This window comes from Streptomyces sp. MBT53, assembly GCF_016654115.1.
Taxonomy (GTDB): domain Bacteria; phylum Actinomycetota; class Actinomycetes; order Streptomycetales; family Streptomycetaceae; genus Streptomyces.
Genome location: NZ_JAEQAZ010000051.1, coordinates 1 through 17921, shown reverse-complemented (window position 1 = coordinate 17921; position 17921 = coordinate 1). Strand labels below are relative to the sequence as shown.

Here is a 17921-nt window from a genome sequence, read left to right as displayed (position 1 = left end):
ATCCTTCCGATGGCGTTACCTGACGACCTGGAGCTCGCCGATCGCCACCTGTGTCTGGGTCTGCCGGATCTCGGTGAGCTGGCCGGTCTGTCCTCCGCCGGCCGTGACCTGCCAGTCGATCGCCCACGTCGAGGCCGCGGTCACCTCGTATTTGCCGCTGCCCGCGCTGGCCGAGGTCGTGGTGTAGAGGTGGCCGCACGTCGGGGACTCGCCCATGCCGGCGGAGGCCGCGTAGACCGTGCCGGGGCCCGCGCACGTCACCGTGGCGCCGTCACCCATCCGCCACACGATCTTCGACACCTTCGCGGTTGCCGTGACGGTCACGGCCCCAGCCGTCGCCGACGCGGACTGCGGGCCATACGTTGTTGCGCTCTGGTTGACCCACATCCACATCGGAACCCCGACCGTGTACGTACCGGCCGCACGGGGGTTGGCGACGTCTGGGCCGCGCAGCGTCATCTTCTTGACGGCTTCCAGGGCCAGTACCGCAGGATCCACCGCCGCGCCTTCAGCCGGCGGCTGGGCGAACCACTGACTGGTCATGTTCGGGTTGTCCGGGCAGTACGCGTCGTAGATCGCGCCGTCGGCGGGGTCATGCCCCTCCCAGCGGGGATCGCCCGCGGCCGGCTGGGGATCGGCCTGCTGGAAGTAGCAGTTGCGGCCGTTGGCCCAGTACCCGTAGTTCTTCAGGTAGCAGGGGACTTCCTGGTTGCCGACGAGGCTGTCGTAGCACTTGGGCTTGGCGGCATTGCCGTTCGAGGCCTGTTGGTCGCCACCGGCCTGGCCCGGTGTAGGGATGGTGTCGTCGGCGACGACTCGGCACAGACCCCTCTCGTTGCAGACGACCTTGCCACTACCTGCATATGCGGTGGCCTCTCCCGAATCTAAGAAGACGAGCGCTGCTAACACGGCACTAGCCAGGGCGGGCCGGTTCAGCATCTCTTCGCCTTGTTTGCCTTCTCGTCGGTGACCAGCCACCGGGAGCCCTGCTCTTGGAGGTGTGCGACGGTTGTGTATCGCTTGACTTGGTTGGGCGGGGTGACGCTCTTGCCTGTCTTCTTGTCCACCGATTCCCAGGTGTTCAGGTCGAAGCACACCGTGAGGGTCGCCCGCGTGCCAGTGGCATCGATCGCAACGTCGTCCTCGGTGACTGTCACCTTGGGCTCACCTTTGACGATGATGCCGTTCTGCATGTTGACGAAGACCGTGTCCTTCGTGTCCCGCAGCGCGGCACCGGTCGCGTACTTGGCGATGTTGCTTCCGGCGAGCGAGGACTTTGCGTAGGCCTTGACCTGTTCGTCGTTCATGCCTTGGTAGGCGGCGATGACGTCCTTGCGGGTCTGGGCCTCGGCTGCGGACACCGTGGTCGTGGGCGAGGCGGTAGTCGGGCTCGACGACTTCTGTGCCGTGTCACCATCGCTGGGTGAACAGCCTGCTGTCGCGGCGATCGCAGCGAGTGCCATCAGGCCCACGGACACCGTGGACCGATTTCGGATGCGAACAGCCGTGAGCGGTGGCATGCGTCGGTCTTCTCGTGTCACGTTGTCTCCCCGTACGAACACGATGCGTGGAGACCACAACGCCGGGCTCCGTGTTGTCCCTGCCCAGCCTGCGGCCTGGTCGAGCTGCGGTGATGCGTTTGCGTAGCGGCAAGATTACGCATATGCCAGCCAATCTTTCGGTGGGGTAAGCGAGTTGACTCGAACAACTCGGGTTTCATTTGGTCGCTTTCGGAGTCGGATGTCGTTTGTGGTTCTGTATGTTTGCTCGTTCCGTTTGCGTATGGTTCGGGCGGGTCTTCGTTCGTGTGATCAGCTGTCTGCCTGCGGGAATGAGATCTCGACGCGCCGGTTTGCTCGTCGGCCTGCGTCGGTGCTGTTCGATGCGACGGGATTCCGTTCGCCGAACCCCCGTGTCTCGAAACAGACCTTTGAGGGGAGTTCGCCGGCCAGGACGTCTTGTACGGCTTGGGCCCGCTGCGCGGACAGGATGTCGCCGTGGGCGGAGGAGCCGAGGTCGTCGGTGAAACCGAAGACGCGGACCTTCAACGGCAGCGGCCGGCGGATCTGCCTGGCGATCGCGGCGATGCGGGACTGCGCCTGACTGCTGAGCCGGGCGCTGTCCTTGGCGAACAGCACCTCGGCCTGGAGCGTGTACGTCACTTCCGCGTTGGTGTCCTTGCGCCGTTGGGAGCCGTCCTGGTCCTCGACCACCCGGCTGAGGGCGACGGGATCCGAACGGAGATCGAGAATCCTGGGCGGGGCGAGCGTGGCACCGCCGCGCAGCGCAAGGCCGGAGCTGCTCCGGTACGGGCTGGCGACTGCCTGCTGGCTGCTGCCGGCTGCCGTGTTGAGGGCCGCGGCCAGCGTGGTGAGGGTGAGGAGCGAGACCGTGAGGCGGGATCGGATCGGGCGCATGAGTGCCTCACCTCATCCGGAGATCTTGATGGTTGCGGTGTCGAACAGGGGCAGCTGGAAACCGACCGTGGTTGTCGTCGCGGGCGGTGCGGGGAACTGCATGAAGACGCGGACGCTCTCACCGGCCTTCAGCGTGGACAGGCCGGTCGTGGTGAGAGGGTGTCCGCTCGTGTCGCGCAGCACGTAGTAGCGCTTGTGCTGTTCGAAGTCGGTCACGGTGGCCCCGGCCAGCGACGGTCCGGTCCTGAGCACGTCGAGCTCGTCGCCGCGCAACTCGGCGGGGACGACGGCTGTTTGGGACCCGTCGTTCTTCAGGTCGCCGCGGACGGTGAGGTAGGCGGCCGGGTCCCGCCGGGCCGACGTGATCGTCAGTGACAGGCCGTTCTGCCCCTGGAGCTCGGTCAGCGGATCGCCCGTGCGGACCAGTTGCTCGCGCGGAGCGGACTCACCGTGCGCCGTTGCTGCTGCCGGCGCGCCGCCGTGCTGGGGGCTGCCGTTCGAGCAGCCGGCGGCTCCGAGGCCCAGCACGGCCGTGATCGTCAGCGCGGCCAGGCGCCTGCCGGTCGCTGCGGTGAGCCGTGTGCTCATTGAAGTGAGTCCTTTCCGTGGAGTGGTCCCGGGATGGGCTGGTTGCGGTGGCCGGTGCCCTGTCGGGGTGGCCTCTGTTCGGAGCAGGGGGCTCACGGGGTGGGTGAGGGCGGCGGCCATACCGTGATCACGTCGCCGTCGAGGGTGACGAGCCGGCCGGGGAACCGGCGGCGCACCAGGCATAGATCGTCCAGGTCGAAGTCGCCGGTCCCCTCGACCACGCAGGCGCTCCCGATGTGCGTGACGGCCCGGGTCGAGACGGGCCACGTGACCGTGGCACACATTTCGTTGCTGCGAACGTCGCCCGTAGCTCGTGTCATCCGGCATCCCCTAAATTCATTGCTTGCAGGGCCTGTTGAAGCCGACGCCATGCTGTGCAGTAGTAAACTATTGGTTCGCGTGAGCAAAGTTCAAGCGGTTTCTGTGGCAGTTGCGAAGCTGCGACATTCGGCCTCGGGCGTGATGCGGTGTCACAGTTCGGTCCACGGGCGGGGCGTGCCGCCGGCCAGCGGCGTCCACACATCGGAGGTGGGGCCGTGCTCGTCGAGGTCGTCGAGGACAACGGCCCCGAGCGGCACGTCGAGGGCGAAGTCGGCCACGTGCGGATGGTGGGCGGTCATGGCCTTGAGGTCGCTGATCCGGTTGTCCATCGCCTGGCGCCCGGCGCCGGTCAGCACGAACAGGATCCGGGGAAGACGGGGTACCAGCGCAGCCAGCCGGGCCCGGACTGCTGCCCGCGCCGGCCGACCGGCTGCGGTTCGTAGGACCACAGCCGCGCGTACTCGATCAGTTTGGCCGCGAGGCGCTCGCTGCTCGTGGTGGCCCGGTCGACCTCCACGAACGCCCTGAGTTTGTGCCGCTGTTGGCCGTCGACGAGGGTGTAGTGCATGACCGCGTCGGCCACGACCTTCTCGCCGTCACCGATCGCGTGGAAAACCTCGGGCGTCCAGTCGAGGTGACCGTGCTCGTCGCCGCGTCGGCGGGCGTCGGCGACGAACTCCAGATGCGTACGCAGGACGGTCAGGGTGTGGGGGGTCTTCAGCGAGGCGGCCGTGGCCGAGGTGATGGGATACGGCGGGCGGCCGCGCAGTGCGGGCCAGTCCCTGGTGAGGCGGGCGCCCTTCGCCGTGAGGTGCCAGACCCGCGTGCGGCTGGACTGGGGGAGTACGACGAAGTCGACCAGGCGCTCGCCGAGCAGCTGGTTCAGCCGCTCCGAGACCGACTGGCGGGAGCGGTCGGGACGCAGGAGAACATGCAGTTGCCTGGTGGATGCCATGCGGTGCTGGGCGAGCGTGGCCAGGAGCTGATGCACGAGAGGTTCCACGGGGCTGGGCGTGAAGCCCGCCGTCGTACGGTCCTTGGGCTGGGCGGTGGTCAGTTCCATTCGTTGTCCTTCGACAGGCGGGCTGAGGAGGCGCCGGCAGGGGCGTGCGCGGCGAGGAAGGCGGTGACGCGGCCGAGCTGGCCGGCGGCGCGGATGTGGAGCTGGTCCAGCGGGAGGGCCCCGGCGTTGGCCTGGGCGGCCCGCTCCAGGGCGGGGACGTTCTTCGGGCGGGCCTGGTCGGCGAAGACGTCGTCGAGGTGGGGCCCGCGCAGCTGGATGGGCCCGACGCGATGGCCGCGTACGTTCAGCGAGACGAAGTGCTCGAAACGTTCCATGGTGGCGACCCGGTGCGGGCTGGGGTTGTCGCCCCATTCCGCGGTGATCGGGGCGATCGCGGATGTCGACCCGGCGGTGGTGGCCAGGGTGGACGCGTTCTGCACCAGCGACAGCCGGACCGGGGTGGGCAGCCGGGACAGCAGCTGGGTCATGCCGTGGACGTGGCACCGGTACTTGCGCAGGTCCTCGAACATGGCGGCGATGGTCTCCGGGGCCGCGCCGGTCAGGGTGATCAGCTCGTCGAAGTACGGGCGGAACGGCACCCGTTGGCGTTCGGGGGTGTCACGCCGGGAGCGCGCGGCGCGCAGCAGATCGCGGGCGAGGAGCGCGGTCAGGAGCCGGTCGGTGGGCCCGTTGCCGCCCGGGCACACCCACACGATCATTCTGGAGTCCATCGCGGCGCGGATGTTGTAGACGCCGACCGGCTGGCCGAGGAACGCGCGGGTGATCGGACTGGCGGAGAGACGGGCGAGCGGGTTGAGGATCACGGCGAACGCGTCCGGCGGCAGGGTCGGGAACACCGCCTTCCACCACGAGCGGGTCTCCTCGTCGAGCCGGCCCGCGACGGCGGCGAGCGCCGCCGTGCGGAACGGAGCGTCGGTGAGCAGGGCGCGGACGTGGAAGATCGTGGCCTGGTCTGCGGGCCGGCCGGCCTGGCAGGCGGCCTCGTTGACTGCGACCAGGATGGCGAGAGTGGCGGTGAGGATGGTGAGCGCGCGTGGAGCGGTCGCGTCGTCCCAGGCCAGCGTGGAGGCGTAGGCGTCGGCGATCGCCTCGACGACCTCGTGCGCTGCCTGCCCGTGGTGCATGCCGAGCGGATTCCACGAGCTGACCATGGGGTTGGGTCCGAGAGCGTTGAGGTCAACCAGAGCGATGCGCGGCGCCAGGTGCGCGTGGGCCAGGAACGTCGTGGCCCGCGGCCACGAGTCGCGGTGCGGGTCGACGAAGACCAGTCCTCCGCCCGCGTGCGCCCAGCCGATCGCCTGCGCCAGGGCCCGCTCGGTCTTGCCGCCGCCCGCCTTGCCGACGCCGACCTCGAACAGGGTCTCCTCGGCGTAGGTGGCGACCAGCCGCTGCCGGCCGTCCGGACCCCGGTAGATGCCCTGCAGCAGGAATTCGGGGTCGCCGAATTCAAAGGTCGGCAGGTCCCCGGCGAGCACCGGCAGGCGGCAGTTGACGGTCGGGGGCTTGAGCAGGCCGGTCAGTTCCTCCAGCCTCACCCAGTTCGCGCGGGGGGGCTGGCAGTGCCCCAGGTTCCAGCGCCGCTCGAACCCACGGCGGGTGGGCCAGTGATCGGCCCCGAGCCGCCGCGGTCCCAGCCTCCAGCCGCGCATCGCCCATCGTGAGCGGCTGCCGAACACGTCGAGGGCGGCCTGGAGTTGGGCGAGGCGGGCCTGTGCGCGGCCTTCAATGTTGGAGGCGCACATCACGAGGAGCTGGATCCGGACCAGGTGGTCGTCTTCAGCGAGCTTGCCCAGCGCCTCGGCCGGCTCCACACGGCGGGGCACGGGAGGCATCACCAGCCGCCGTCCTGCACCTGATCCGGGGCGGTCGCTGAGGAGTTGCTGCAGCTGCCCGCCCCAGGAGTCCTCGATGCCGCTGGCGTCCTGCCGTAGCCAGCGTGCGGCCCGCTGGGCCTCCCGGTGCTCCGAGCGGCGAGCGGCGCTCATCAGCTGCAGGCGGCGGGCCCGCAGGGTCCACTTCGGGGCGCGCTGGACGTCGAGGCGGATCTCGGCGAGGTCGCCGAGCTCGGCCCGCAGGTCGGACACGGCGTCGACGAGCGGCTGGAGCGGGTCGGGGGCGAGTGGCACCTCGCGCAGCGGAGAGGTGACCTTGCCGCGCAGGATGAACTCGGCTCGCACGGTGTGCTTGCGGGGCTCATCCACGATCGGCCTCGCCCGGTTGACGGTGATGTCCGGCCCGAACGGTGTGATGGACAGCAGCCGTTCACCGCCGACCGGGCCTTCGACGCGGTAGCGCAGCGGGGTGCTGCCGTCCGCGCGTAGCCGGATCTGTACGGTCTTCGCCCGGCGGGGCGCCCACCACGGCATCGCCGTGGATGCGCGGGCGAGCTGGACACCGCGCCTGAAGATCTCCTCCAGGTCCGGGTCGAAGTGCCGGTTGGAGACGAGTTCCAGGGCCATCCGTTCGGCCGAGGCCCGCTCCGCGAGCCGGCGGAGCACCACCTCGCCCACGCCCCAGCAGGCGGCGATGGCCAGGGCGAGCAGATACCAGTGGCCGTAGAGCCAGTCGACGGCGTCGATGAGGCCGGTGAGGAGGTCGAGTACCTGACCGGCAGCCGTCTCGTCGGCCCGGCTGGTCAGGGGCGGGGCTGCGGAGTCCACGTCACGGTTCCCTTCTTGATCGTGCGGGTGAAGTGCCAGTCGGTGATGCGAAGGTCGGTGAAGGTGCCGCCGCGGTCCGCCCCCGCCCACACCAGATGGACCACCGCCTTGTCGGGACTGCCGTCGTGGCGGGCGATCGCGGCCTGGATACGGAAACGGGCGGTGGCGAACGCCGGAGCCACCGCCCGGTTCGAGGTGGGGAAGACGTCCGGCCACGTGGCGCGGCCGATGCCGGTGGCGTCCGCGCGCAGCAGTGCCCGGCCGGCGGCGAGCAACTCCCGCTCGTCGGAGACCGGAAGATCGGCGGGCCAGGCTGTGACCAGGTTCTGCTGGATGGCCCCGTCGCCGGCCACGCCCTCGCCGTGCGGCGGCAGCACGGACGACTCGACGGCCGACGATGTCTCTGCCGAGGGAGCCACACGGGCAACCGCACCGGCGGCCGGCTCGCCCACAGGGGTCGCAGCAGCTGCCGAGGACGGAATCGTGGCCGCGTGCACGGTGGGCGTAACCGCCGGCGCCGACGGTTCCTGACCGTGCGGCACGCCCAGCAGGGCGACGCCGGCGACGGCGAGGACGACCGTGCTCAGCAGCAGACGCGGGGTGCGCTTGGTGGTGGTCACAGGAGCCGTGCTCCCCCCGCGTAGCCGGACATCGCCTCCACGGCGTCCAGACGCACCACGGTGCCCGGGCGGGCGGCGTTGACCATCTGCCCGCTGCCCAGGTAGATCCCGACGTGGTAGATCGTGGCATCGCGTCCGGGCGCGGTGGCGAAGAAGACCAGGTCACCGGGCTTGAGGACGAGCGGGCCGAGACCGGCGGGGATCCGCCGGCCCATGCCGGCCTGGGCGGCCGCGACGCGCGGCAGGCGGATGCCGGCCCTCGCGTAGGCGTACTGGGTCAGCCCGGAGCAGTCGAAGCCCTTGATCGTCGCGCCGCTCTTGCCGCTCGGCGAGCAACAGATGCCGTACGACGCGCCGTTCGTACCGCCGCCGCCCCAGGAGTAGGGGACACCCCGCTGGGAGAGCGCCGCCTCGATGACGGTGCGGGCCGTGCCTGTGACGTTCTTCAGGTCCGGGTCCTTGGCGGCCGCCGTGTACTGGTCGATCCACCCGAGCACGTTGGCGACGTATGCGGCGGAGTGGTTGTACTGGAGGATCGCGGCCTGGAGTTGGGCGCGCTGGGTCAGGTTGCGTCCGCTTCCGCACAGGTAGACGGCGGCGCCGAGCGCGGCGTCGTCGGCGTTGTGCGGGTCGGCGACCTTGTCGCCGTTGCCGTCCTCGCCGACGCTTTTCCAGGTGGAGGGCAGGAACTGGAACGGCCCGACGGCACGCTCCCCGTTCGCGGTGCCGTCCCACTTGCCGCCGTCGGTGTCCGCGACGGCGGTGGTGTTGCCGCCGGCCCCGGAACCGTTGAGGAGGACCCCGTAGATCTTCGGGGTGATGTCGCCGCCTGCGGCGATGTTGTGGCCGACGGCGTGGTTGGACTCGACCTTGGCGATCCCGGCGAGGATCTGCCAGCGCATGCCCTGGCACTTCGGCACGTATGTGCCGACCTGCTGGACGGCCTTCTTGTAAGCGGTGAGCATGCGCGCCGGGATGTCCGCGACGCTGCCGCCCTCGGCGATCCCGCCGTCGTCGACTATCCCCGTCTTCAGCGCCACGTAGGCGCCGATCGCGCCCGACACCGGGGCGGCGCAGCACACGGCGGCGAACATCAACAGCGCGATCACACACGCCCACCGCCTGATCCGCTTCGTACGGCGCCCGGACCGGCTCACTCGCCCTCGCCGTCCTCATTTCGCCGACGGGCCCGCTCCTCGCGCAGGCGTTCCGCCTCGGGCGCCGTCCGCCGCATCAGGTCCCGTATCCGGGCCCGCGCTTCCTCCCGCGTCTGGTTCCGCGCGCTCCTGCCGCCGGGAAGAACAGCCCCGCCGCGATCGGAGCGAGGCGGGGTGGCCGCCGTCGGCGCAGGCCGCACGGGGGCGGGGGCCGGACGGGGAGGAGCTGGCCGGGGCGTGCTGCCAGGCGACGTCGGACGCCCAACGGGCAGGCGGTGCTTGCTGAAGGGCCCGTCGCCGCCCCGGTCGTCTGCTTCCCGTACGGCCCGGGCCACGTGGCGGCCGGTGTCTCCCCAGACGCGGGCGTCCTCGCGCACGGTGTTGCCCCACACCCGTACCTGCTGCTCCGCGTCCCGCGTGTAGCGCGAGCCTCCCTCACGAGCGCGGCGGATGTTGGCCGGCAGACCTACCGTCGCCCCGTACGCGGCCCTGCCGCCCCGGTGGAGGATGCGGTAGCCGCGCAGACGCACCAGCCGGTTGTGGGCGCGCGTCGAGAGCAGAGTGCGGTCGGAGTTCTGATCGTGGAGGACCTGACCGGTGGTGCGGTCGACGATCTGCCCATGGTCGTTGCGGTACCGGTTGGGTGGCCCTCCGGGCCTGCGCGGCCCCCCACCGGATCCGCCCGGACCGTCCGGTCCGCCGTCCGGCGGGCCGCCGCCGTTCGGGTCGCCGTCCGAAGTGGGCTTGCGCCACGTTTCCAGCTTCTCCCGGTCCGGCCGCTTGCCGATCAGCAGCCAGTGCGCGCCCTTCACGCCGAGCCGCGCTCCCAGCCCGCCCACGGCCGCCGCCGCGGTGAGCGGGGCCAGGCCCCGACCGGCTTCGGCGGTGGCGTCGGCGAGCATCCCGCCGGTGTCCACCGGCATGCCGGCGCCGTCGACGAGCGAGGTCAGCGCGCTCAGCAGCCGGTAGCGGGTGCCCAGCAGACCGAACCGGCCGCCCCCGCCGCCGGCGAAGGCACGCAGCCCGCCGCCGTAACCGCCCATCGCAGCAGGGGAGTTCATCGCGAGGGCGGCACCGAGCTCGGAGGAGTCGCCGGGCAGGTGGGTGCCGCCGACCTTCGCGTAGCGCATCCGCATCGCCATGCGCTGGCCGAAGTTGGTGATACCGCTCAGCATGCGGCGGTGCCCGGCCGCGCCGCCGATCGCCAGGACGTCGATGAGCAGGATCCGTTCCACAACGAGGTCGGGGCCGTTGGTGATGGTTGCGTCCACCGCGATGCCGAAGAACGGGACGAACGCGCAGATCGCGACAAGGGCGAGCATCGAAATCCCCCACAGCGACAGCCACTTCCACACGCTCTGCCGCGGCGGCCCGGGCAGCATGCCCGCGACGAACGTGACGCCGCCGGCGGCCGCGGCCGCGGCACAGATGCCCTGGGTGCCGAGCATCACGATCGCCGAGGACAGCAGCATGCCGCAGATGAACAGTGCTGCGACCAGGAGCAGGGCGGCGCCGCCGACCCGCCACCAGGTGGGCTTTTCGGCGTAGGCGGCGCACGCTTTGCCGACCGGTCCTGCTCTCTTCATGTCGTCGAGGAACGCGGCGAACTCCTGGTCGTCCTGGCTGATAACCGGGGAGGCGATGTTCAGCAGATCGCCGCCGGAGGTGATCGGGGGCAGCGCGCCGCCGGGCAGTTTGGCGTCATGATCGCGCTCGCAGAAATCCTTGGCCTCGCCGACGATCAGGTGGCAGGGATCCTTCGCCTTCGCTTGTTGGCGCTGCTCGCAGTAGGCCTTGGCGGTTGATGAGAGTGTGTCGCAGCCGTTCTTGGAGTTGGCGGCTTCCTTTGTGCTGGTGTCGTAGGCGCCGCCGACCCACATCACGTGAAGCGCGTAGGCCTTGCGGTCGGACGCCCTCGCGGGATCGAGGATCCGGCCGTACTCCAGCAGCATGTACGGCTTGACGATCAGCGCGTTGGTGATCGAGTCCTGGAGGGGGCGGGCGATGTCCGCCGCGGAGATGGGCGCCTCGGCGGCATGCTGCAGGCACTTGAGTTCGGCGTTGCCGGCCATCCCCGCGCACGGGTCGGCGGAGGCGATCTTCCCGCCCCAGTTGTAGGAGTTGACGCTCTCCTGGGCGACCTCGGAGGCCACCTGCTGTGCCTGGCCGAGCGGGCCGTCCTGGGTGAGGAGGTAGTCGGGGCGTACGAAGGTGGAGGCGGCGAACGCAGCGATCAGCAGGGTCAGGAAGATCTCGCCCAGTCCGCGGCCGACCCGGCCGCGGACAATCATGAAGCCGGCGAACACGAACCCCCAGGCCAGCAGAAGGCCTTTCAGCCCGAGGGTGTCGACGACCACGTGGTTGTAGGTGTCGGCGACCTCCTGCGCGGGACGGATCAGGACCTTCAGCAGCGGGAAACGGAAGGCGAGTTCGATCGCCCACCCGGCCAGCCCGACCAGCAGCCGGATCACGGTGAACAGGGCGGACAGCGCGAACGAGAGGGCCTGCGCCTTGAAGTCCACGATGGAGCCGCCCTCGGAACTCAGGTCGTAGCCGTTGATCGGCACACCTTCGGAGGAGGTGATGTTCAGCGGGGAGAGGAGGTCCCCGGTTTCGCTGCTGCTGCTCGCCGCGTACACGACCTGGGTGTTGACCAGGACGAACACGCCGGTAAGCAGCACGACGAATCCGGCCGAGCGCAGGGTGGGGCGGTCTGGACGCCACATGTCAGCGCCGCCTCTGCCGGGTGGTGCGGCGCCACCAAAAGGCGAGAGCGGTCAGGCCGGCGCCGACCGCCAGCAGCCGCCACGCTGCCGAAGCCCTGTCGTGGTGCCCGGCCGGGGCGGCGGTCGTGGTACCGCGCTCGCAGTACGTCTTAGCCCGTCCCACGATCAGGCGGCACGGATCAGGGTGCGCCGACGGTGAACTGGACGCGAAGGCCTGCCCGGTGTGCGGCCACCACGCATCCGGCACGCCCACCCCGCAGACCAGGACGAGCACGCCGACGGTCACGGCGAGAGTGGTGAGGGCGGTCGCGGCCGCGCGGATGCGCCGGGAGCGGTCCCACGAGGAAGAGATCATTGAACGGGCTCCTTCGGACGGGCGACGGCCTCACCGGTGAGCGGCCGGGCCGCTGAACCCGTGTGGTGCGAGGCGTCGGCGGAGCGGTGTCCCGGTGTGGTGGTGATGGACGACTCGATGCGCGCGATGCGGGGGATGACGGCTTTCACCCGGCCGGTGTTCTGCCGCGGGCAGGCCAGCAGGAACTCGCCCTCCCGGCCCTTGCGGCCCACGGGGGACAGGCCGGTGGTCACCAGCCGCAGCAGCTCCGGGTCGCCCGGGTCGAGGCCGACGAACTCCAGGCCACGGCGGGCGCGTTCACGGTCGGTGGTCCGGGCGAGAGCGCGGTAGGCCATCAGGCCGCGGTCGGGACCGAGTTCCTCGGCGTCATGGGATGCGCCGAGCAGGCCGGCGCCGTGTTTGCGTCCGTCGTGGAGGATCTCGTGGACCAGGGCGGTGCCCTCGGCCGAGGAGGTGAGCCAGTACAGCTCGTCCAGGACCACGGCGGTGAACCGCCGGGGGTCTTCGAAGGCGGTCTGACGGGCAATCGCAGCGATCAGGTAGAGCACCGCACGGCCGATCAGCGCCTCCAGCGGCTGCTGGAGGAGAACCTCCGGCTTGTCGAACGCCGCCTTCGGCGGCAGCTTCAGGCCGGCCGTGGTGATCACGATCATGTCGGAGGTGCTGGAGGCGTCCAGCCGCACCGGCGGCAGCGCCGGGTCGAAGACCATCCGGGCCAGGGAGTTGGTGGCCACGACCCGGAGGAGACCGGCGAGTGTGGCCGCCGCGTCCTGCCGCTTGCCCACCTCGCTCGTGGCCATCTCGTCGAGGACCTCGACCACGCGGTGCATGGACGGCTGCTCGCCGGCGGCGGCCTGCTCGACGGCGTGGTGCAGCACCTCCCCGTTGGTGCTCATCGGGCCGATACCGAGCTGGAGAGTCAGATAGGACAGGGCGTAGTGGCGGCCCTCGGGGCCGGCGAACATCCGCAGCGGGTCGATGGAGACCTCGGCCCGGGCGGCGTCGACGATCTGGACGCGTCCCTTCGCCGCGGTCCGGGCGAACGTCGCCCACTCGCGGACCGGGGTGCGGTCGATGCAGATCGCGCACCCGCCGCGCGCCCACACCGCCTCGGCGATCAGCTTCTGCAGCACGCTCTTGCCCGCACCGAGGTCGCCGACGATACCCATCGACGCCGACGCGTCCTGTTTCGGCGCGTCCGCGACGTTGATCATGACGGGGCGGGTGGTGCCCGAGTCGAGGTCGATGCCGAGGAACATGCCGGCCGGGTCGCCGACCTCGGACGCGGTGAAGGCGCCGCCCAGTGCCCAGTCCTCGGAGACCTGGTGCTGGGTGAACTCCCGCACCACGCCCGGCCGTACGGTGCCCGGCAGGCCGAGGGTGAACAGGGCCTCCTGGAGGCCGGCCGGGCGTACGGCACGGTAGTCGGCGCCTGCGAGCAGGGCGGTCAGGGCCCGGGCGCGGGCGTCGCAGACCGCGGCGGTCGGCCCCCACACCGTCAGCACGGTCACCGACTGCACCTCGACCTCGACCGAAGTGCGCGAGAGACGGGCGTCCAGTTCGCCGAGGTCCCGCGCGGCCTCGCTCAGCGAGGCCGGCATACCGGTGGGACGCGCATCGTACTGGTCGGCCTGGTCGATCAGCTCGTTCTTCTTACGCCGTACTTGGTCACGCGCCTTATCCGCGGGCACCAGGGTGAGGTCGACGGTGTAGTCGACGGGAAAGTCCAGGCTTTCCAGTTGGGCGAAGAGGTCGGCGGCGTCCTGCGCGACGGCAGGCGGGCACTCGGCCAGCGCTAACTGCGCCTGATAGCCCACCCCGAGGTCGGATTCGACCTGCAGCCAGCGCCGCCGCAGCGGGGAGGCGGCCTTCAGCCGCCACCAGGCCGTGCGGCCCGACCGAGTTATCTGCCCGGCACCCTTGAGGTTGTCGGCGTCGTCGAGTTCGGGGTCGATACCGCCTTCCTGGAGGCGGACTTGGCCGAGGTCGGCGTAGCTGGGGGAGTGCAGTACCCCCTCACGGACCTGCCCTCCGTACAGCTCGCTTGCTTCGGCCTCGGCCAGCAGCGGCTCCACCAGGCCGCGATGGAGGGCGTGCTGGATCATCCAGACGACCTCCGCCGGGCGGGCGGGACGGAAGGCGATACCGCCGGCGAGCGAGGCCTGAACCCGGGAGGCCTGCTCGCGGTACGCGGTCACCTCGCGCCGTGCCACCGGCGCCGGCCGCATGCCCAGCGCCGGTGAGACTTCCGCCCACATGGAGCCGAGCGACGCGGACACCTGCAGGCCGGCGCTCTCGGTCTGCAGGGGTACGGCCAGCCACAGGGTGCGGCGGTGCATCTCCTGGTCGTCCAGCAGATCGAGGGTGGCGTCGACGTTCTCCACCCACGGATGCGTGCCGCCGCGTGGGGCTGTGTCGGCCGGCTCGATGCCCTCGATCATGCGCAGGGCGATCTCGCCCGGGTCGACCTGCGCGCACAGCCCGAACAGGCGTGGAGCCCCGGACAGGGAGCGGATCAGGTGGGTGATCCTGGCGAGCTGTTCGTCGCGGACCGCGGCGGGCAGGTAGGTGCCCTGCACGGTTTCCTCGCTGCGGCCGCGGGCGTCCGGGCCGGGGTGCAGCCGGTAGAGCGCCCACACACTGCCGTGCGTCGACCACACCAGATGCCCGGCGATGTGACGGATCGGCACCCTCATCGCACACCCCCGCGCTGCGCGGTGAGGGCGAGAAGCTGTTGCACACCCGATACCGGACCCACCGGCGCAGCCGGCTCCGGACGTCGGCGCGACGACGAGCGAGCGGCGGCCGTGCTCGCGCGCGGTGACCGGGCGGCGCGCTGCCCAGCCGCAGGAGACGGTACGCCCGCAGCAGCGGGCGCGGGCGGGCCCTCGATCGTGAAACCGCTGAGCAGGGGGTGTGAGGCGCGGTCGCGGGCGGCGCGCCCGCCGATCCGTCCCCCTTGTGGCTGTCCGCCCAACAGCAGCCAGCCCAGGGCCGCTTGCATCGGGGCACGCCCCCGGATCTTCGGCCGGCGTACCGCCCAGATCGCCAGCAGCCAGGCCGCGATCGGGACCGGCCCCATCCACGACCACCACGCAATGGTCTTGACGAGGAGGAAGCCGCCGACAACGGCGACCGCGATCTGCGCGGGCGTGTACGGGCCGAGCGGGATCCTCCAGTCGGCGACCTTGCCCAGAACCCAGGGGTGGCGGCGGGCAGAGGTGTAGAAGCGGCCCACCCGCGTGGGAGCGTTCGCGGTCACAGCCAGCCTCCGACGCCGGGCGAGTGCACGCGGGAGGCCGGGAGTTCGGAGTGGACAACGCCCGGGACGACGGGTGCACCGTTCTTCACCTCATCCTCGAACATGTGCGCGAGACTGTCGCGCGAGTTGTAGAGACCCAGCGCGATCACCATCAGTAGCAATGCGCCGATCCCCGCCTTGAGCGAGAATTTTTGGATCATGGTGACGACGACGAGGACGAGGAGACCGGCCGTCAGGCCTGTGGTCGCCCAGTTCTTGAACATGCCGATCCAGTGGTTGCCGAGGTCATTCAGCTGGCCGGCGAGCAGCACGCTGTGCACCGAGTTCACCGCACACCGCCCACCCGCGCGGTCCCGGGCTCCCCGGGCTCTTCGGATTCCAGTGCGGCGACTTCCCACCGGCCGGAGCGGACTCGGAGCGTCAGCTCGTACGCCAGCGGCCACCGGCCGCCGGCGTCCTGGGCCTCGACCTGGACGAGGACACGCACCGTCGTGCCGTCGGTCGGCACCCGCTCGGAGGCGGCGGCCTGTTCGACGGCGGAGATCTGCTGGACGGACACCGTCGTGTACGGGGCGGGAGAGACAGCTGACAGCGTCACGCCGGGAGCGAGGTAGCGGTCGAGCTCTCCGGAACCGGTCAGGTAGGTGGCGAAGAACTCCGTGAGCGCGGACGACAGAGCACCGTCGGGGACGCTCACGCCGTACGGCGACTTCGCCGCCTCGGCCCGGGCCGGACCCGCCACCACGCCCGGCGCACCGGTCACCGCGAACGAGGTGCCCGCACCGCCGACGGCAACCGGCACGGCGTAGTAGCGCACCGACCCGTCGGCGTACTGCGCAGCCACCGTCACCGACCACTGGCCGTCGGCGTGCTGCGCACTGCGCACCGCCGTCACGGACTGCGGCGCCGACTGCGCACCCGCGACCGGGTCGGGCAACTCGACGTCCGGCGCGAGCGCCTGCGCAAGCCGCGCCTGCGCACTCGTCGCGTCGTCCACGCTGCTGCGCAACCACGCACTGACGAACACCTGCGCATAACCTTCCGGGTCGGCGGAGGCCGCCATAGTGCGCACGGAGGTGGACTTGGCGGGGATGGCCGCCTCGACCGTGGTGGGAGTGGAGGCGACGGCGACGGCCAGGGCGACGGGGCTGGCCGCGATAACGGTCCACACCGCCAGGCGCGAGAGACGCACGCGGCGCCGCATCGACTCCAGCCGGGCGCCGGCCGCTATGGGAGGAGCAGCCTCGCTCTCTGAGGCCTGCTTGCCAGGAGACATGGTCAAACTCCCAGGTCAGAAGGTTGCCTGCTGACTTGAGAAAACCCGCCGACCCCGACCCGACCACCGACCACGAAGGCCCGACCACGGTCACGATGGAGACACGAAGCCCGTGGTCGGGCTCGTGGTCGGCCCGACCACCGGCCCGACCACGAGCCGATCGGGGAAAGGACGTCGCGGCCGTCCACGCTTTCCGAACCGGGGCTGGGAGACCACACGCTCCATGGCCCCACGCCGATGCGCAGACAGATGTCACCCGGACCCCGTGAGGCACCTGCGCAGTGCGTCGCCCGCACCCCGCGCAGACGAGGATCAGGATTCGCGGGGCTGGTTGAGCAACTGCACCGCACTCGGCGACTGCGCACGATCCTCGGCCGGTTGCGCAGCCGGTTGCGCAACGCCGTTCTGAGGCTGCGCAATCGGGGTCCCGGTGCGACCGCGTACCCGGCTGACGATGCGTGGTCGGCCCGACCACGAGCTCCACCGCGGCAGTCAGACGGCCGCGTTGCCGGATCGTGACCGGTGGTCGGGGCCCATGGCCGCCGGTCTGGTCGGGTTCGGCGGATGAGCTGACGCCATGGAACACACGCACGACCGCGCACCCGGGCCCGCCACCCGCTCCACCCCGGCGAGCTCGGAGCGCTGCCCCGGACACCGCGCGTGGCCCACCCCGGAAACACCACGGTGAACCGCTTCGGGGCAGGAGTCCGCCGGGGGGTCATGGCGGCCGATGGCTTCACACAGATCGCCAACGGCCTGTTCCGGGACGGCCGGCTCTCCTACAAGTCGAAAGGCATCTTCGGATACGTCTCCACCCACCGGGACGGCTGGCAGGTCACTCTCGCCGAACTCGTCTCCACAGGCCCCGACGGACGCGATGCGGTCCGCGCCGGCCTGACGGAACTCGAGCGGTGCGGCTACCTCATCCGCGACCGCCTGCGCCGTCCGAACGGGACGCTCGGCGAGGTCGCCTACTCGATCACCGACCGCCCCGCCACCCTCGACGCCGCCCTGATGGAAGCCACCTCCGGCCTCGCGATCGACGACGAACACCACCGCGGCTTCGGGGCGGGGATCCGCCGGGGGGTGATGGCGGCCGACGGTTTCACGCAGATCGCCAACGGCCTGTTCCGGGACAGCCAGTTGTCCTTCAAGGCGAAGGGCATCTTCGGGTACGTCTCCACGCACCGGGACGGCTGGCAGGTCACCGTCGCCGAGCTGGTGCGCCGCGGCCGCGAGGGCGTCGACGCCGTCACCACCGGGCTCCACCAGCTGGAGCGGCACGGATTCCTCTGCCGCGCCCGCGAGCGCAACTCCGACGGCACCCTCGGCCAGGCGCTGTACGTCATCACCGACCTGCCCGCCCTGCAAAACCCCAGCTCACCACCAGAGTCGGGTTTTCCAGGACTGGATGAGCCTACGTTGGCTGATCCCGGCACTAAGAACACCATCGTTAAGAAGACCAACAAGCAGAACACCACCCCCCTCCCTCCATGCCGCAGCGAAGCGCCTCGG

At 70.7% G+C, this 17921-nt stretch carries 14 protein-coding genes and 2 pseudogenes; 1 reads left to right on the top strand and 15 read right to left on the bottom strand.

Going from position 1 to position 17921, the window contains the following annotated elements:
* Positions 1-15 precede the first annotated feature (15 nt).
* The 15 genes and pseudogenes from JHN45_RS53030 to JHN45_RS20540 all read right to left on the bottom strand — a co-directional run bounded on the left by JHN45_RS53030 (position 16) and on the right by JHN45_RS20540 (position 16406).
* Positions 16-909, bottom strand: a complete 894-nt coding sequence (locus JHN45_RS53030; protein ID WP_307783150.1) for an ATP/GTP-binding protein — start codon at positions 907-909, stop codon at positions 16-18.
* Between the two features lie 23 nt (positions 910-932).
* Entirely contained in the window at positions 933-1520 is a 588-nt protein-coding gene (locus JHN45_RS20600) for a hypothetical protein (protein WP_201049959.1), read from the bottom strand.
* A gap of 291 nt (positions 1521-1811) precedes the next feature.
* Positions 1812-2417 carry an OmpA family protein gene (locus JHN45_RS20595; protein WP_201049958.1) on the bottom strand — a complete coding sequence of 202 codons (606 nt, stop codon included), beginning with the start codon at positions 2415-2417 and terminating at the stop codon, positions 1812-1814.
* 12 nt (positions 2418-2429) lie between these two features.
* A complete protein-coding gene (locus JHN45_RS20590) occupies positions 2430-3005 on the bottom strand; it encodes a hypothetical protein (protein ID WP_201049957.1) in 576 nt (191 codons plus the stop codon).
* 92 nt (positions 3006-3097) lie between these two features.
* On the bottom strand, positions 3098-3226 hold the full coding sequence (locus tag JHN45_RS54065; protein WP_268982286.1) for a hypothetical protein: 129 nt from the start codon (positions 3224-3226) through the stop codon (positions 3098-3100).
* Between the two features lie 249 nt (positions 3227-3475).
* Positions 3476-4389 (bottom strand): annotated as a pseudogene (locus JHN45_RS20585) (replication-relaxation family protein).
* Positions 4380-7010 carry an ATP/GTP-binding protein gene (locus tag JHN45_RS20580; protein ID WP_201049956.1) on the bottom strand — a complete coding sequence of 877 codons (2631 nt, stop codon included), beginning with the start codon at positions 7008-7010 and terminating at the stop codon, positions 4380-4382. Before JHN45_RS20580 ends, JHN45_RS20585 begins: the two are co-directional and overlap by 10 nt.
* Entirely contained in the window at positions 6986-7630 is a 645-nt protein-coding gene (locus tag JHN45_RS20575) for a hypothetical protein (protein WP_201049955.1), read from the bottom strand. Before JHN45_RS20575 ends, JHN45_RS20580 begins: the two co-directional genes overlap by 25 nt.
* The gene (locus tag JHN45_RS20570; RefSeq protein WP_307783149.1) at positions 7627-8739 is read right to left on the bottom strand and encodes a bifunctional lytic transglycosylase/C40 family peptidase; all 1113 of its coding nucleotides are present in this window, start codon (positions 8737-8739) and stop codon (positions 7627-7629) included. The genes JHN45_RS20575 and JHN45_RS20570 overlap by 4 nt, the downstream gene beginning before the upstream one ends.
* Before the next feature lie 44 nt (positions 8740-8783).
* Positions 8784-11513, bottom strand: a complete 2730-nt coding sequence (locus JHN45_RS20565) for a hypothetical protein (protein WP_201049954.1) — start codon at positions 11511-11513, stop codon at positions 8784-8786.
* A 1-nt stretch (position 11514) separates the two neighbouring features.
* Positions 11515-11868: a hypothetical protein gene (locus tag JHN45_RS20560; protein WP_201049953.1), complete on the bottom strand. Its 354-nt coding sequence runs from the start codon at positions 11866-11868 to the stop codon at positions 11515-11517.
* A complete protein-coding gene (locus tag JHN45_RS20555) occupies positions 11865-14564 on the bottom strand; it encodes an ATP-binding protein (protein ID WP_201049952.1) in 2700 nt (899 codons plus the stop codon). The genes JHN45_RS20560 and JHN45_RS20555 overlap by 4 nt, the downstream gene beginning before the upstream one ends.
* Positions 14561-15130 carry a hypothetical protein gene (locus JHN45_RS20550; RefSeq protein WP_201049951.1) on the bottom strand — a complete coding sequence of 190 codons (570 nt, stop codon included), beginning with the start codon at positions 15128-15130 and terminating at the stop codon, positions 14561-14563. The genes JHN45_RS20555 and JHN45_RS20550 overlap by 4 nt, the downstream gene beginning before the upstream one ends.
* Positions 15127-15459: a hypothetical protein gene (locus tag JHN45_RS20545; RefSeq protein ID WP_201049950.1), complete on the bottom strand. Its 333-nt coding sequence runs from the start codon at positions 15457-15459 to the stop codon at positions 15127-15129. Before JHN45_RS20545 ends, JHN45_RS20550 begins: the two co-directional genes overlap by 4 nt.
* Entirely contained in the window at positions 15456-16406 is a 951-nt protein-coding gene (locus JHN45_RS20540; RefSeq protein WP_201049949.1) for a conjugal transfer protein, read from the bottom strand. The genes JHN45_RS20545 and JHN45_RS20540 overlap by 4 nt, the downstream gene beginning before the upstream one ends.
* A gap of 720 nt (positions 16407-17126) precedes the next feature.
* Here JHN45_RS20540 and JHN45_RS20535 point away from each other — a divergent pair.
* A pseudogene (locus JHN45_RS20535) lies at positions 17127-17921 on the top strand (hypothetical protein); the annotation flags it as partial.

Coding starts and splice junctions, on each gene's coding strand:
- JHN45_RS20555 (WP_201049952.1), bottom strand. CDS start 14,564: ATGAGGGTGCCGATCCGTCACATCGCCGGGCATCTGGTGTGGTCGACG.
- JHN45_RS20540 (WP_201049949.1), bottom strand. CDS start 16,406: ATGTCTCCTGGCAAGCAGGCCTCAGAGAGCGAGGCTGCTCCTCCCATA.
- JHN45_RS20565 (WP_201049954.1), bottom strand. CDS start 11,513: ATGTGGCGTCCAGACCGCCCCACCCTGCGCTCGGCCGGATTCGTCGTG.
- JHN45_RS20600 (WP_201049959.1), bottom strand. CDS start 1,520: ATGCCACCGCTCACGGCTGTTCGCATCCGAAATCGGTCCACGGTGTCC.
- JHN45_RS20560 (WP_201049953.1), bottom strand. CDS start 11,868: ATGATCTCTTCCTCGTGGGACCGCTCCCGGCGCATCCGCGCGGCCGCG.
- JHN45_RS20590 (WP_201049957.1), bottom strand. CDS start 3,005: ATGAGCACACGGCTCACCGCAGCGACCGGCAGGCGCCTGGCCGCGCTG.
- JHN45_RS20595 (WP_201049958.1), bottom strand. CDS start 2,417: ATGCGCCCGATCCGATCCCGCCTCACGGTCTCGCTCCTCACCCTCACC.